Origin of the sequence: Streptomyces sp. SJL17-4 (assembly GCF_036826855.1) — a bacterium.
GTDB lineage: Bacteria > Actinomycetota > Actinomycetes > Streptomycetales > Streptomycetaceae > Streptomyces.
The window spans coordinates 2349495-2364100 of sequence record NZ_CP104578.1; the positions used below are offsets into that span (position 1 = coordinate 2349495).

The window sequence follows — 14606 nt, forward strand, 5'->3', positions numbered from 1 at the left end:
GAGCGGGACGGGAGCGGGGCGCAGTGCGGAGACGTGGAGCTGTGCGCGGACGGGGCGCGGTGCGAAGGCGGGGCGAAGTGCGGGGCGAGGAGGGCGCGTGAGGCTGCGGACACGGCATCTCCTAGAGGGCCTCGCCGAGGAACACCTGCTCCAGGTGCTTGGCGACGGGCTCGTCCGGACGGCTGAACCAGTAGCCGTGCTCACTGCGCTGGAAGAGCTTCAACTCACCGAGCTGGACCAGGGTTTCGGCGACCTTGACCGCAAGCCCGGCCGGGTCGACGACGGGCAGGCCGTGGAGTTCGTGGATGCCGAGGTGCCAGAGGATCTCGTTGGGGATGCCCTCGGCGGGGATGATGACCTCGGCCCCGGCCCGCGCGGCCCGCTCGGCGGCCGCCGAGTACACCTCGACGAACTGGTCGAAGTCCCCTTCCAGGGAACGGTGTACGGAGTCCCAGCCGCCGGGTACGACCTCGTACGAGCTGAGCGAGGACTCCAGGCGGTACTGCCGGATGTTGGCCCGGATGGGCTCCTCCAGGGGCGGCATGAAGCCGAGGACGCCGAAGCGCTGCCCGGTGAGCGCCGAGAGGAAGAAGGCCGTCTCGCCGTAGCCGAGGGTCGGGATGGAGGCGAGGTGGCGGGCGTCGCGCAGGCCGGGGTCCTGGCCGGCGGCGATCACCCAGGCGTCGTAGCCCTCCCGCTCCGCGACGAGCGCGGACTCGGAGAAGTGGCGACTGAAGAGCACCTGGGCGGAGTGGTGGCCGACGAGCCCGAAGGGTGTGGCGTCGGGGTAGGTGTCGGCCGGCAGGGTCTTGATGTCGATGGTGGTGCCGGGTGCGGCGATCGCGTCGAGGTGTTCGCGGTACCACTGGTCGAGCAGCGGCAGACGTCCCTCAACGGTGTGCTTGTGGAACCAGATCCGCATGTGCGTCACCTTTCAGTGGTCGTGGTGCGACGTCGAGAAGTGATGCCTTGAGCAGGTAGTCGACGGCCGAGCGGGGGTCGGCGGCGGTGTGCCTCAACGAGGCGAGTCGGGCAGGGAGTTCGGCCGCGTCGTCCAGTCCGGCCGTGCGGGCCTCGCTGCGTGGGAGGACCGCCGTCTCGACGACCGATCGGCGCCGTTCGAGGGCCGCGTCCAGGACCGCGTCGAGCGCCGGCCCGCCCTGGGTGTCGCCCCGCAGGACGGCGGCGAGGGCCCGGCCCGTCTCCACGGCGTCGTGGATCCCGCAGTTCATGTTCAGGCCGCCGGCGGTGGACGTCAGATGGGCGGCGTCCCCGGCGAACAGCACCCGGCCCGCCCGGTAGCGGGGCAGCAGGAACCGGGCGAGCCGGTAGGTGTGGGCGTCGGCGATCCGGACGGCCCGCCCTGCGGCGCCCGGCAGGGCCTGCTCGACCCTGGCCCGTACGGCTTCCGGCGCGAGGACGGCGTCGCGGTCCGTCCCGCGCGGGATCCGGAAGATCAGCCGCCAGTGGTCGGGCATGCCGAGCGCGCTGTACGAGGCCCGGGCGTCGCGGACGTAGGACAGCGGGGCGAGCCCGGGAACCAGCTCGTCGAGCGGCGTCCCGGTGACCACGCGGAGCGCGTAGTCCGGGTACTCCTCGGCGGTGCCGGGCAGCCCGGCGAGTTCGCGCAGCCGGCTGCGGCTGCCGTCGGCCGCGAGGACGTACGGGTGGCGGGTGAGGGTGATCCGGCCCGCCGCGTCCTCGGTGCGCAGCCGCACCCCGCCGCCGCCGATCCCGCCGCCGGTTCCGCCGCCGCCGCTGCGCCCGCCACCGATGTGCTCGCCGCCGTCCCCGCCACCGATGTGCTCGGCCTCGGTGACGGTGGTGCCGAACCGTACGTCGGCGAGACCGGTGGCCGTCAGCTCGGCGAGCAACAGCGGGGTGAGCCGGGCCTGTTCGACATGGAGCCGGTACGGGTGACCGGTGTGCCCGGCGAGCAGGGAGTAGTCCAGCTCGGCGTGGACGACGCCGTCCAGGTCGCGCCACTGGATTCGGTCGACCGTACGGCCCTGGCGGCGCAGCGCGGCGGCGACGCCGAGCTCGTCGAGGAGGTCGAGGGTGGAGGGGTGGAAGGTGGACGCGCGGGACTCGGTGGCCGGCGTCTCCCGGGACTCCAGGAGCGTCACGGGGACACCGGTCCGGGCGAGGACGAGCGCGGCGGTCAGCCCCACGGGCCCGGCGCCGACGACGGCGACCGGCCCGTGGGAGGCGGGATCGCCGCTCACGACACGGCCACGGCGGCATCGCGACCGGCTGCGGCAGCGTCGCGACCGGTCACGGCGGCGCTACGACCGGCCACGGCAGCATCACGACCTGCCACGGCAGCATCACGACCGGCACCCGGAGCACCCGCCCTCGTACCGGTCCGCTCGGCGAGCCGGCGCAGCAAGGGATGCGCGTCCGGTCCGTCGGCCGGCAGGCCGAGGGCGTCCCGGGCCCACCAGGCGCTCGCCAGGTTGGAGGTGAGCAGGGTGCGTCCGCTGTCCCGGCCGAGCTCGGCGAGCGCGTCGAAGGTGAACATGCCGGTTCCGGTGAACAACAGCGTGGCGTCCTCCGGGAGTTCCGCCTCACGCACCTGCGTGACGAGCTCCTCGGTGGTCACGTCGTAGGGGGAGAAGCGGGCGCCGGCCCGGATCTTGACCACCCGGTCGACGGCGAGTCCGGCCGACTCCCAGTAGGTGTGGGACAGTTCGGTGAGCCAGGGCTCGTACGGCGAGATCAGGACCAGCCGCTCGGCGCCCACCGCCCTCGCCGTGTCGAGGATGGCGAGCGCCGCGGACCGTACGGGTGCTCCCACGCGCTCGGAGAGCTCCGCGCAGAGGGGCCGGTCGCCGTCCGGCGTCAGAAGGTAGTGCGAGCCGGTGCAGGAGACGACGGCCGCGTCGAGACGCAGACCGCCGAAACTCCCCAGGACGTCGGGGAGTACGTCGTTGTACTTCTCCAGCCGACCGCGGAGGTCTTTTCCGGGAAGGACCGGGAAGCGTGCGGTGTGGACATTGAATGCGGGGCTGACGAGGCTGCCGATCTCGGGTTCGGCCGCGGCGTTTCCCGAAGGAACCACCACACCGAGTCGCGGCGCCGAATGCAGAGCCATGAACGAGTCACTCCCATCCGTCGGTGCCATTGACATCACCGTACGAGCGGAACGCACCGCACATCGATACGGGATTCCGCACCCGTGGCCGGATTCGCCACCCGACAAAAGCACGGCGCCGCACCGTGAATACGGTGCGGCGCCGTGGCAGCCGAAATACGGAAACGGAATTCAGCGGGCCCGGGCGGCCTCGGCGACGAATTCGTCGATCTTCGCCCGTCGGGTCAGCCCGCCGTTCACGGCCCAGTTCCCCTCCGGGATCTCGTTCACGACGAGCCAGACGACGGTGTCGGGCGTGGTCGCCTCCTGGACGTGCCGGGTGACCTCGACCGAGAGGGCTTCGTTGCGCTCGGGGGTGAGGAAGCCCTCCAGCGGCGTGACCACGACGAGGACGCCCGGGACGGTGCCGGCGCCCGTGGCCGCGGACCCCTTGGCGGCTTCACGGACGTACACCCAGGTGGCGGCGGCGAAGAAGTCGGTGCGGGGCAGCTCCATGGCCGTCAGCACGGAGTCGGCGACCTGCTGCCGCAGGATCTCCGCGGCGGCCTCGGAGAGGGTGCCCTCGGGAACGGTTATCTCGACAAGCGGCATGACGAACTCCCCCAAGTGGATCAGTACGGGAACAGGAACGGGAACAGGAGCGGGAACGCGAACAGCAACGTGAACCGGAACCGGAAGGGAACGGCATCGGGCTCCGGTACGGCGGAAGGATCAGCAGGCCAGCGCCGCCTCGAACCGGTCGATGGCAGCGGCCAGTTGGGCGCGCCGACGGATGTCGAGCTTGCGGTAGATGCGGGTGATGTGCAGTTCCACGGCCCGGGTCGACACCGTGAACGACTCCGCGATCTGCTTGTTGGTCAGGCCGTCGAGCATCATCGTGGCGATGCGCCGCTCGTGGGCGGTCAGTTCCTCACGGACGGCGCCCTCCTCGCGGGCGGCGACCTCCGCGCCTACGGCGGCCACCGCACGGACGGCCGGCGGGGCGGGCGCCGCGACGCCCCCGCGTATTCGCTCATGGGTCCCCGCGCCACCGGTGGACCGCTCAAGACCGGCGAGCACCACGTGCCCCATGACGGCGTTCCATTCACGGACCCGTAACTCTCCGATGACCTGCGCCTGGGCGTACGGATCGGCGTACAGAACCCGTAAGAGGGTGCGGCGGTCCCTGGCCTCGCAGACCAGGAGTTCCCCGGTACCGTCCCGCCAGGGCCCGCCGCCGAGCAGGATGCCGCGCGCTACCATCCTTTTCCAATAGGTCCGGTGGGCCTCTCCGAAACTCAACCGGTCCGTCTCTTTGCCACGGAAAACGAGTTCGACCACAAAAGCCACGTACGACTCCCCCATAAAGGCCGGGTGTTTCCACTCGTGACGCTACCACCCATCACCCGCCCCATGAATGAACACAATGTTGCGGGCGGCGGCCCGGCATTTCCTGAGGGAATGGAGCAGCTAATCGGCCGCCGTCGTCGTCGGTACGGGGGTGGCCTCGGGCGCCGGTTCGGACGCCGGCCGCGGCTTGCGCCGGAGCAGACCCGTGGCCGCGAGCACCGCGACCGCCCCGAGCCAGACGGTCCAGCCGAGGGGCTCGTCGAGGACCACGGCACCCAGGACGACGGCCACGGCGGTCATCAGATAGGTGACCGTGGAGGCCACGGTGGGCCCGTCCTTGATGATCAGCTCGAAGTTGAGCAGCGCGGCGAAGCCGGTGCAGACCACGCCGAGGACGAGGACGGAGATCACCGAGTCGGTGCGCCAGGTGACGGTCTGGAGACCCAGGAAGGGGAAGGCGACCAGGAGGAGGACGGTGGCGGCGCCGAGCTGGCCGCCCGCGAGCATCAGCGGCGGAATGCCCCTGCCCACGAGGTACTTGCCCATGTACGCGAAGCTGGCACCGAAGCTGATGGAGCCGAGGACGAAGCAGAGGATGCTCCAACCGGTCCCGGCAGAGGACGAGTTCCAGGGCGAGGCGATGAGCGCGGTGCCGCCGAGGCCGAGCAGCACGCCGCCGGCCTTGAAGCCGGAGACCCGCTTCTCCTGGCCGAGCAGCAGGGCGGCGGCGAGGGTCCAGATCGGCGCGCTGCCGTTGACGACCGCGGCGACGCTGCTCGAACCCTCGATCTCCCCCTCGGCGTAGAGGGTCCACGGGATGGCGTTGCCGAGCAGCGCGGCGACGGTCAGATGCCCCCAGGTGGCGGCTTCCTTGGGGAGCCGCAGCCCCTTGGCGTACCCGATGGCGAGGATGACGACGGCCCCGAGGGCCAGCCGGATCAGCACCATCTGCACGGGTGAGAAGCCGTACCCGGCGATCTTGATCCACAGGAAGACGGAGCCCCAGATGAGGCTCAGTGCGGCCAGCCGCGTGTAGGTGGCTTTGGACATGGGTGTTCCCGCTCTCCGAAGGCAGACAGGGCTCGGCAAGGAGTTGGAAGAGGAAAAGTGAGAGGGACGCGCGAAGCTCCGCGCGGTACGGATCGAGCCTCGCACCGGCGGTCGGACGGGTCCAGCAACGTCTGGTGGACGGTACCTTCCACGTGCCGTGGCGAATCGCGTTCCCGCAGGTCAGTGGTGACGCACGCACCACGCTTCGCCCGGGGGCCCGCTCAGCCGGCGACGGCCGCCCTGGCCGCCGTGCGCAGCGCGTCGAGGACCGCCGCGATCTCCGGGGACGTCTGGCTGCCCTCCCGTACCGCGGCGAAGACCGTACGGGACGGCGCCCGCTCGCTGAACGGGCGGATCGTCACCTCGGGCCGCGGGACCGGCTTGGCGAGGCGCGGCACCAGCGCGACCCCGAGGCCGAGCCGCACCGCCGCGAGCGTGGCGTCCCAGTCGCCGATGGCGTGGGAGGCCTGCGGGGTGAACCCGGCGGCCGTACACGCGGCGACGCCGATGTCGTGACAGAGGCCGGTCGTGGCGAAGATCCAGGTCTCGTCGGCCAGGTCGGCGAGGAGCAGCCGCTCGCTGTCGAGGAGCCGGTGGCCGGCGGGCAGGGCGATGTCGAAGGGGTCGTCGCAGAGGACGACCCGGTGGAACCGCCCGTCGGAGCGGGCGTCGGAACGGCCCTCGGATCGGCCGTTGGAGCGGGAGTCCGGGCGGCCCTCGGGTCGGCCCTCGGGGTGGAAGCCGGAGCGGGCGTCGGAAGAGTCCCCGCCGGACAGGCCGTCGCGCGGTCCGTCGACGCGCCCCTCGTCACCGCCCGAGCCCGGCGAGGGCCGGGTCGTGTCCGCGGAGATGACGACATCCGTCTCCCCGCGCTGGAGCAGGGAGAAGCTCTCCGGCGGGTCGACCTCGGCCAGCGAGGTCCGCAGCAGCGGCCGGGTCTCCCGCAGCCGGGCCACGGCGGGCAGGATCAGCGCCGAGAGGGTGGTGGAGAAACCGGCGACCGCCACCTCGCCCCGCTCGCCGCTCTGGTGGGCGGCGAGCTCCGCGCGCATCTGCTCGACCTGGGTGAAGACGGCGTCGGCGTGCCGGAGCACGATCCGCGCGGCCCCGGTGAGCCGCAGCCGGCGTCCGGACGGTTCGGTGAGCGGGACGCCCAACTCGCGTCCCAGGGCGCTGATCTGCTGAGAGACGGCCTGGGGGGTGAGGTGGAGGGCCTGGGCGGCCGCGCTGACGGTTCCGCACTCGCTGAGTTCCCTCAGCACCCGCAGCTTCCGCAGGTCCGGATCGGTCACGTCACGCGCCCCCTCCCGCTGCCGCCGTTCGATCATCGTACGCAGCCGGCGTCCACGTCGATGACCTCCTTGGCCAGTGTCTCCAGGACGTCGAGGTCCCGCGCGGTGCGCCCCGCCTCGCGCCGGTCGCCCGGGTAGGTGGGGTCGAGGACGACGGCTCGCGCGCCCAGGTCCTGGAGGAGTCCGAGGTCGCCGGCGATCTGCGCGAGGGCGCCCTCGCCCAGCAGCCGTCCGGGGCCGAGCGGCCGGGAGGTGACGCGGAGTTTGATCCGGGGGCAGACGTCGGGGACGGGCCGCTCGTGTTCGTCGGCGACCCGGCGGAGCGCGGGCAGGCCGACGCCGAGGAGCCAGTCGCCGGAGACGGAGGTGGGGTGCCAGGCGTCGCCGAGCCGGACGGCCCGGCGGAGCGCGCCGTGGCTGTGGCCGCCGACCCAGACGGGCGGGCCGGGCCGTTGCACGGGCAGCGGTCCGGTGTGCACTTCGTGGAAGGAGACATGGGCGCCGTCGAAGGAGGCCACCTCGGTGGCCCAGCAGGCCTTGATCGCGGCGAGGTACTCGTCGCTGATCGCCCCCCGCTTGCGGTACGGGACGTCGAGGACGGCGAACTCCCGGGCGGCCCAGCCGGCGGCGGCACCGAAGACGAGCCGGCCGTTGCTGAACCGGTCGATGTTGGCGGCGACGCGGGCGGTGTGCACGGGATGCCGGTACGGGAGGATCGTCACCGTCGTCCCGAGCCCCACGGTCCTGGTGACGCCCGCGAGCCAGGCGAGGGTCGCGAAGGGGTCGTAGAACGGGGCGGGGAAGAGGTGCTGCACGTCCGGGGTGAGCGCGACGTGGTCGGAGACCATCGCGTAGTGGTAGCCCATCGACTCGACCCGCAGCGCCCAGTCGGCGAGGGCGTCGGGGGTGGCCTCGGGCCCGTAGTTGGGCAGATTGACGCCGAATTTCATGGCGCGTTCCTTTCCGGTTCCGGGACCTCGGCCACGGTCGCGCCCGCGGCTCCGGCCCCGTCTCTGTCACGGCGGTCGGTCCCGTCTCTGTCACGGCGGCCGGCTCCGGCTCTGTCACGACGGTCGACCCCGCCTCCGCCACGGTGGCCGGCTCCGGCTCCGTCACGACGGTCGACCTCGCCTCCGTCACGGTGGCCGGCCCCGGCCTCGCGCTTGGCGAGCGCGCGCACCGCGGTGAGGTGGAAGAGGACTCCCGCGAGCGCGACCCCGGCGGCGGGGAGCGGGAGCCAGCGGGCGTCGAGCCCGTGGGCGAGGGCGAGGCCGCCGAGCGCTGAGCCGACGGCGCCGCCCAGGTAGGTGGCGGAGCTGTTGAGGCCGACGGCGGCGGCTCCTCCCTCCCCCTCCCGCGCGAGCAGCCGATGCTGCTGGGGTACGACGAAGGCCCAGCCGACCGCGCCCCACACGATCAGCGGCAGCAGGACGAGGCCGGGTACGGTTCCGGCCCACGGCAGCAGGGCCAGGGCCGCTGCGAGGGTGCCGAGCAGGGCGACCGCGAGCAGGGCGGGCCTGCCGGTCCGGTCGACGAGGGTCCCGGCGAGGAGGCTGCCGCAGACCCCGCCGATGCCCCAGACCCAGAGGTACGGCACGGCGCTGCCGATGTCGGCGACCCGGTGGAGGACCGGTTCCAGATACGTGTAGAGCCCGAGGCTTGCGACGGTCTGGGTGAAGGTGACGGCGACGACCACGGCGACGCGAGGCCGGGCGAGGGCGCCGAACCGGGCCCGCAGCGAGGGCGCCGCGGCCCCGCGTACCGGCGGAAGCGCGAGGCCGACCCCGGCCAGGGCGATCACGCCGAGTCCGGTGATCAGCCAAAGTGCGGTACGCCAGCCGGAGTTGGCCGCCACGAGCAGCCCGAGCGGCACCCCCAGGACCGTCCCCGCGCTCATCCCGCCGAGCACCAGGCCGAGGGCGCGTCCGCGCCGCTCGGGCGGGACGAGCGCGACGGCCGCGGTGGCCGCCGCCGGGGTGAAGAGGCCCGCTGCCGCACCGGCGAGGGCCCGGGTGCCGAGGAGTCCGGCGTACGAACCGGTCAGTGCGGTCCCGGCGTTGGCGACGACGAAGACCACGAGCGCGGTCACCAGGACCGTACGGGTCCCCCAGCGGGCGAGGACGGCCGAGAACAGCGGCGCGGCCAGGGCGTAGCAGAGGGTGAAGGCGGTGACGGACTGTCCGGCGAGGGAGACGGAGACATCCAGGTCGGCGCCGATGTCCGGGAGCAGTCCGGCCATCGCGTAGGCGTCGGTCCCCATCGCGAAGGAGCCGAGGGCGAGCAGGGTCACCGCGCGCGTACCGCCCATCACACCCCCCTCCTTTCCGCGTCTGTCGTCCGCCCGCCTCGTACGGAACGGTCCTGCGGACGCTACCGACCGTGTGCGGCGCTCGGGGCCCACAACACCGAAGAGGGTTCGGAGTCCCGCAGCCTCGCGCCCCCGCTCCTCTCGAATCGGCCGGTCACCGGCCTACGGTGGATCGATCGAGGAACCCCAGGAGGGAGTCCACCGTGCTCGACCTGTCCGTCATCAACGCGATGTTCCCGCCCGATCTCCCGGAACCGGCCGACTGGGAGCGCCGGTTCCGGCCGCGCACCCTGCCGGAGGGCGCCGAGGTGACCCGCTTCGCCCCGAGCCCCACCGGACATCTGCACATCGGCGGCCTCTACACGGCGGCCGTCGCCCGCGCCCTGGCCCACCAGTCGGGTGGCGTGCATGTGCTGCGCGTCGAGGACACCGACCGGACGCGCCAAGTGGCCGGAGCCGCCGAGGAGTTCTCCCGGCTGCTCGCGGCCTTCGGCCTCGCGCCGGACGAGGGTGGGGTCGCCGGCGGCGGGGAGTGGGGCCCGTACCTCCAGTCGGAGCGGCGGGACGTCTACCTCAGCCAGCTGCGCGAGCTGCTGCGGCGGGACCGCGCGTACCCCTGCTTCTGCGAGAAGGACCGGCTGGCCCGCAGCGCCGAGGAGCAGCGCGCGGGCCGCTCCCCGATCGGCTACTACGGCCGGTGGGCGCCCTGCCGGACACTGGCACCGGAGGAGGCCGCCCGTCGGCTTGCGGCCGGTGAGCCGTACGTCGTGCGGTTCCGCTGCCCGTACGAGTTCCCCGGCCGGGTCCGCTTCACGGACCGGATCCGCGCCGAGGTCACCCTGCAGGACAACGGCAACGACATCGTGCTGCTCAAGTCCTCGCAGGAGGAACTCCCCCTGCCGACCTACCACTTCGCGCATGTCGTGGACGACCACCTGATGCGGGTGTCGCTCGTGGTGCGCGGCGAGGAGTGGCTGTCCTCGACGCCGGTCCATCTCCAGCTCCACGCGGCGCTCGGTTTCGACCCTCCGGCGTACGCGCATCTGGCGCCGCTGATGAAGGCCGAGGGGCCCTCGCGGCGCAAGCTCAGCAAGCGCAAGGACCCCGAGGCGTCGGTGGACTACTACCTGGCCGCCGGGTATCCGCCGGCCGCCGTCCAGCACTATCTGCGCGGTCTCGCCAACATCCGGCTGATGGACGTCCCCACGGCCGAGGCGCTCGCCGCCCCCGTCCGGCTCGACGGGATGCGTCCCTCGGGGCCGCTGCTCGATCTGCCCAAACTTCACTCCCTGAGCCGGGAGTTCATCGCCTCGCTCACGCCGGACGAGCTGTACGGCCAGCTGCTCGCCTGGGCGGAGGAGTACGACCCGGAGCTCGGGTCCGTGCTCGTCCGGCAGCGGGGACTCGCCCTGGCGGCCGTGGCGGCGGGCCGGCCGGAGGGCGCGCCCGCCCGGAAGGACCTGGACCGCTGGTCCTGCTTCCGCGACCGCTACGGCTTCTTCTTCGCGGAGCTCTTCGGCCCGCCTCCGGCCGCCGACGACGACCGCTACGGCGGCCTGGACCCGGAGCTCGTGCGCCGGATCGCAGCCGAGTTCGCCGCCGAGTTCGCCGCCGAGTTCCCCGTCGAATCCGGCGTCCCGTCCGCTGTCGGCCCTGCCAGGGAGGGAAGCGGCCCTGCCAGGGGGGAAATCGGCCCTGCCGGGGAGGGAAGCGGCCCCGCCACGCCGGAGGAGTGGTACCGCACCCTCCGCGAGCTGGCCCGGCGGCATGGCTACGCCCCGGACACGGCCTCCTGGCGCCGCGACCCGGAGCGCTGGGCGGGACCGCCGAGGGAGATCGCGAACGTGGTCCGGGTCGCCCTGACCGGCGCCACCCGCAGCCCGGACCTGTTCGCCGTGGCCCGCGCGCTGGGCCCGGACGAAGTACGGCGCCGCCTCACCGCCGTGGCGGGGTGAGGCGGCGGTCCGGCACCGGAGGCGGGGTCAGTCCAGCGGCATGCTCCGATCCGAGGACCGCACTCCCGGAGCCGTGGGCGCCGGGATCTTGAGCAGGCCCTTGTCACTGGAGCTCGCGGGCGCGTCCGCGCCGACCGGGGTCGTGGTCATGGGCCGGGCGGCCGCGCAGCGCTGCTTCTCGGCCTCCGACATGGGCCCGGTGCGCTGGAGCAGCCGGTCGGGCACGGCCCGGGAGGGTCCGTCGACGACGGCGTGCAGCCGGTAGTCGTCCTTCTTGCTGACGAACCAGCCCTCGACCCGCTCACGGCTCGGCTGCATCTCGACCCAACTCACCTCGCCGGGCTGGATCTTCTCCACGACGGTCCGCTGATCGCTGCTGAACCACTGCCAGGGCCGCTGCCAGTCCTTCTCGTGGGCGAGGGCGAACTGGGTGGCCATGGGGCGCTCCTTGACCCGCTTCTCGTCCTCGGTCCGGTCCCCCGAAGTGGGCAGCCTGGCCACCTCGTTGAGCGCCAGACCGGCGTCGGCGTAGGTCTGGGAGATGCTGTCGTGGCTGCGCTCGGAGTACGAGAGGAGCCGGGAGTGCTCCAGCGCGTTGCGGGTGCAGTTGACGAAGGCCTCGCCGACGACCCGCGCCCGGTCGTAGTAGCGGAAGGAGGTGCGGGTGTCCGGCCGGAAGGCGCAGGCGTTCTCGCCGTTGCAGGCGGCGGCCGCGTTCTGGAGGGTGCTCTCCCGCTCGTTCCCCTTGTACGCCTCCGACGTACCGAGCGCCGTCTTGTTCACCGTCTTGTCCACGGCGGTCGGCACCTCGACCGCGCGGATGCGGGCGATCATCGGTGAACAGGTCACATGGGTGCGGGAGTCGGTGACCCGGGAGGTGAAGGTGAGCAGCGGCTCGTTCTCGCCGGCGGTGAACACGTAGGCGCGGCCGGTCCAACGGCCCTTGCCGGGCGTGCCCTTCACACGGTCGGGGTCGCCGGCGGTGGTGACCTCCTGGACGGGTCCGCCGGAGGCGGTGACCTCGTACGGCTGGCCGTCGGCGACCTGTTCGCCGGTGCACTCCTTGGAGACGGCCGGGCTGTCCTCGTAGCGGACGGTGACCTTGGCTCCCGCGCGGACCCCGCGGAGCCGCTGCCGGAGGGTGTTTCCGTCCTTCTGGAGGGCGACGCCGTGGGAGGCGTCGGTGCGGCCCGAAGCGGTAGGCGAATAGCGCTGGTTGAGGCCGGTCCAGAAGTCGATGCCGACGGTGGTGGGGCCGTCGCCCTTCATGACCGGGTCGGCGAAGTCGCCGTTGAGGACGGGGACGGCCTGCTCGGCGGGGGCGGCCGAGGCGACGGAGGACAGGGAGGAGAGGGAGGCGAGCGGGGCGAGGGGCAGCAGCAGCCCGGCGGCCCCGAGGACGGTGAGGGCCGGGAGGGAGCGGTTCATGGTGGGGACTCCTCCGCGTCAGTGGGCGTGGGACGACAGGACGACTTCACGCTTCGGCTCGGCGCCCGGCGGCACGGCCCGCGCGGCCGGCACCTCCCGTACGGCGGGCACCTCCCGTACGGCCTGCCCCTCCGCTGCGGCGGCGCTCCGCAGCCCGCCGGGAGGGTTGTTGTCGGCGTCCGGCGCGGTGTCACCGGCGGGGCGCTTACGGCCGCAGAGCCGGTCGGGGACGGCGTACGTCTGGGCGACGAAGCTGCTGGTGTTGACCATGGAGGGGCTGTCCACGCTCACGTTGAGGATCTTCTTGCCCGTGTCCGTGACGAGGTCGCCGACCACGCGCCGCATGGCCGCGCTCGCGCCGAAGACGAGCATGTCGTACGGCTTGACGGTGGACTTGTAGACGGTGGTCTCGGTGTTGTCGATGGTCCAGGACTTGGAGTACGTCGCCTTGAAGGCGGCCTCGAAGGCGAGTTTGGCACTCATCGAACCGGCCGCCTTGGCGCCGCCGGAGACCGAGGTCTTCGTCCCGTTCGTCGAGGTCGGGCCGTCCTTGAGGTTGGGGGTCTTGTTCTCGCTCGTGATGTCGTTGGCGAGGTTGGTGGTGACCTCGCCCGAGGCGGAGACCGTGCCCTCGGCGGTGATCTTCCCGGAGATCTCGCCACCGATGTTGTCGGTGCTGCTGGTCCGCAGGGTGACGGTCCGGTCGACCCCCATGTCGCTCGTGGTGCAGTTGACGACCGCGTTGCCGAGGGACTTGACGGCGGTGGCGTACTCGCGGGCCTGCTTCGGGTCGATCCGGAAGGTGCAGGCGGAGCGCTTGGTCCCGCAGTACTCCAGGACGTCGGCGATCTTCGCGGGGCGGCCGGACGCGGTCACGGCGCGGGCCACGGGCGTCTCGCCGGGCCCCTCCTCGACGGTGCCGGCGACGGCGGGCGGGGTGAGCAGGGCGAGGGGGGCGGCGAGCCCGAGGCTCAGGGCGAGCACGGGCAGGACGGCGGCGCGGGGACGGCGCGGAGGCATGACGGAGGAACCCTTCGGGACGGGGGGCGGGGACGGGGGAACGGGCGGAGACGGGGGAACGAGCGGAGACGGGAAGTGGGTCAGGAGCCGAGCAGGGAGCAGAGCTGGGAGGCCGGGAAGGGGGACTGTCCCGGGTCGCTCGACCCCTGCGGCAGGGAGGCGGGGAAGGCCGTACAGGTGGACTCGACGGCCTGGGAGGCGTTGTCGGCGGGTTCCGGCCGGTACGTGGAGATGGTCGTGTTCATGTCCTTGAAGCCGTCCTCCTCGCGGCCGCCCTTGCCGGCCAGCTTCTCCATGCAGGAGCTGGAGCCGGGCGGGCACTCGTCCAGCTTCTTCCCGGCGTCCTTGATGTCCTTCTCGGCCTTGCCGGCCGCCTCCTGGGTCTTCTTCTGCTGCTCCTCGATCTCCTTGGCCTCCTTGGCGTTGGCCTCCTTGTCCAGGCAGGCCTGGTCGTCGGGCTTGCACTCCTCGGCGTACGCGGTGGGGGCCAGGGGCAGGGCGAGAGCGGCGGCGAGAACGGCGGCGGTCAGCACACGACGTGCCGATGCCTTCAACGCGGGCATGGGAACTCCCTTGAGACTGAGGTGAGTTGGCGAGCTCGGAGGGGACACCAGGGGCGGACAGGGGACTGTCCTCAAGATCACCGAGCGCATGCCGACGCTAGCCGCCGGGCCCCCGGGCCCCCGGCAGGACACACGGCGCGGCGCGCGCCGACGGACCCGCTCACCACTTCGGCGGAGCGCACTCGGGGCCGGAGCGAGGGGCGGGTTCCGGGGTGTCCGCACGCTGCTTCACGGGCGCTCCGGTCCACCCGTTCGTAGGGAATCCAGGACGCCGGCGTGAGGGTGGGCGGCCGTACGCGGCGGGGGCCCTCACTCACCCGGCCGCCGCCGTTCGGCGGCCCACCGGATCGGGCGACGAACCGGCCCCGGCGGGTGCGCCCCGAGGGGGAAAGCGCCCCCGGGGACACCTCCCCGAACGGGCGTCCGTCAGACGGGTGTTTCAGCTGTTCCGGCTCGCCGAAGTGATCGTTTTCGGACAGTCTGCTCCTGTGCCCGGCGGCCCGTCCCGGTCGCCGCACCCGGCCGTGGGCGCCCCATGCCCAAGGGCCCGGCACGGCCTGTCCGCAT

13 protein-coding genes are annotated in these 14606 nt (G+C 72.8%); 1 reads left to right on the forward strand and 12 read right to left on the reverse strand.

Annotated elements, in window-relative coordinates; genetic code table 11:
* Positions 1–121 precede the first annotated feature (121 nt).
* The 9 genes from N5875_RS10095 to N5875_RS10135 all read right to left on the reverse strand — a co-directional run bounded on the left by N5875_RS10095 (position 122) and on the right by N5875_RS10135 (position 9073).
* On the reverse strand, positions 122–922 hold the full coding sequence (locus tag N5875_RS10095) for an aspartate/glutamate racemase family protein (protein WP_338493204.1): 801 nt from the start codon (positions 920–922) through the stop codon (positions 122–124).
* The gene (locus N5875_RS10100; RefSeq protein ID WP_338493207.1) at positions 891–2225 is read right to left on the reverse strand and encodes an FAD-dependent oxidoreductase; all 1335 of its coding nucleotides are present in this window, start codon (positions 2223–2225) and stop codon (positions 891–893) included. The genes N5875_RS10095 and N5875_RS10100 overlap by 32 nt, the downstream gene beginning before the upstream one ends.
* Positions 2222–3094, reverse strand: coding sequence for an arylmalonate decarboxylase (locus tag N5875_RS10105; protein ID WP_338493210.1), 873 nt, complete (start codon positions 3092–3094; stop codon positions 2222–2224). The genes N5875_RS10100 and N5875_RS10105 overlap by 4 nt, the downstream gene beginning before the upstream one ends.
* 171 nt (positions 3095–3265) lie before the next feature.
* On the reverse strand, positions 3266–3685 hold the full coding sequence (locus N5875_RS10110; protein WP_318207539.1) for a hypothetical protein: 420 nt from the start codon (positions 3683–3685) through the stop codon (positions 3266–3268).
* Positions 3686–3805: 120 nt separating this feature from the next.
* On the reverse strand, positions 3806–4438 hold the full coding sequence (locus N5875_RS10115) for a LuxR C-terminal-related transcriptional regulator (RefSeq protein ID WP_338493212.1): 633 nt from the start codon (positions 4436–4438) through the stop codon (positions 3806–3808).
* Between the two features lie 105 nt (positions 4439–4543).
* Positions 4544–5473, reverse strand: coding sequence for a DMT family transporter (locus N5875_RS10120; RefSeq protein ID WP_338493215.1), 930 nt, complete (start codon positions 5471–5473; stop codon positions 4544–4546).
* A 221-nt stretch (positions 5474–5694) separates the two neighbouring features.
* Complete coding sequence (locus N5875_RS10125) at positions 5695–6765, reverse strand: LysR family transcriptional regulator (RefSeq protein WP_338493218.1); 1071 nt, start codon at positions 6763–6765, stop codon at positions 5695–5697.
* A gap of 32 nt (positions 6766–6797) precedes the next feature.
* Positions 6798–7715 (reverse strand): TIGR03619 family F420-dependent LLM class oxidoreductase, encoded by a 918-nt coding sequence (locus N5875_RS10130; RefSeq protein WP_338493220.1) that lies wholly within the window; start codon positions 7713–7715, stop codon positions 6798–6800.
* The gene (locus N5875_RS10135; protein WP_338493223.1) at positions 7712–9073 is read right to left on the reverse strand and encodes an MFS transporter; all 1362 of its coding nucleotides are present in this window, start codon (positions 9071–9073) and stop codon (positions 7712–7714) included. Before N5875_RS10135 ends, N5875_RS10130 begins: the two co-directional genes overlap by 4 nt.
* A 203-nt stretch (positions 9074–9276) precedes the next feature.
* On the opposite strand from N5875_RS10135, the gene N5875_RS10140 reads away from it, so the two are divergent.
* Entirely contained in the window at positions 9277–11028 is a 1752-nt protein-coding gene (locus N5875_RS10140; RefSeq protein WP_338493226.1) for a glutamate--tRNA ligase family protein, read from the forward strand.
* Positions 11029–11055: 27 nt separating this feature from the next.
* Here the strand turns inward: N5875_RS10140 and N5875_RS10145 are convergent, their stop codons facing one another.
* The 3 genes from N5875_RS10145 to N5875_RS10155 form a co-directional block, all read right to left on the reverse strand.
* Positions 11056–12456 (reverse strand): hypothetical protein, encoded by a 1401-nt coding sequence (locus N5875_RS10145; RefSeq protein WP_338493229.1) that lies wholly within the window; start codon positions 12454–12456, stop codon positions 11056–11058.
* Positions 12457–12474: 18 nt separating this feature from the next.
* On the reverse strand, positions 12475–13476 hold the full coding sequence (locus tag N5875_RS10150) for a hypothetical protein (RefSeq protein ID WP_318207547.1): 1002 nt from the start codon (positions 13474–13476) through the stop codon (positions 12475–12477).
* Positions 13477–13556: 80 nt separating this feature from the next.
* The gene (locus N5875_RS10155) at positions 13557–14039 is read right to left on the reverse strand and encodes a hypothetical protein (RefSeq protein ID WP_318207548.1); all 483 of its coding nucleotides are present in this window, start codon (positions 14037–14039) and stop codon (positions 13557–13559) included.
* Positions 14040–14606 lie beyond the last annotated feature (567 nt).

Bases quoted from the DNA above. Each gene is read 5' to 3' on its own strand.
- N5875_RS10095 (WP_338493204.1), bottom strand. From the start codon at position 922: ATGCGGATCTGGTTCCACAAGCACACCGTTGAGGGACGTCTGCCGCTG.
- N5875_RS10105 (WP_338493210.1), bottom strand. From the start codon at position 3,094: ATGGCTCTGCATTCGGCGCCGCGACTCGGTGTGGTGGTTCCTTCGGGA.
- N5875_RS10110 (WP_318207539.1), bottom strand. From the start codon at position 3,685: ATGCCGCTTGTCGAGATAACCGTTCCCGAGGGCACCCTCTCCGAGGCC.
- N5875_RS10115 (WP_338493212.1), bottom strand. From the start codon at position 4,438: ATGGGGGAGTCGTACGTGGCTTTTGTGGTCGAACTCGTTTTCCGTGGC.
- N5875_RS10120 (WP_338493215.1), bottom strand. From the start codon at position 5,473: ATGTCCAAAGCCACCTACACGCGGCTGGCCGCACTGAGCCTCATCTGG.
- N5875_RS10130 (WP_338493220.1), bottom strand. From the start codon at position 7,715: ATGAAATTCGGCGTCAATCTGCCCAACTACGGGCCCGAGGCCACCCCC.
- N5875_RS10135 (WP_338493223.1), bottom strand. From the start codon at position 9,073: ATGGGCGGTACGCGCGCGGTGACCCTGCTCGCCCTCGGCTCCTTCGCG.
- N5875_RS10145 (WP_338493229.1), bottom strand. From the start codon at position 12,456: ATGAACCGCTCCCTCCCGGCCCTCACCGTCCTCGGGGCCGCCGGGCTG.
- N5875_RS10150 (WP_318207547.1), bottom strand. From the start codon at position 13,476: ATGCCTCCGCGCCGTCCCCGCGCCGCCGTCCTGCCCGTGCTCGCCCTG.
- N5875_RS10155 (WP_318207548.1), bottom strand. From the start codon at position 14,039: ATGCCCGCGTTGAAGGCATCGGCACGTCGTGTGCTGACCGCCGCCGTT.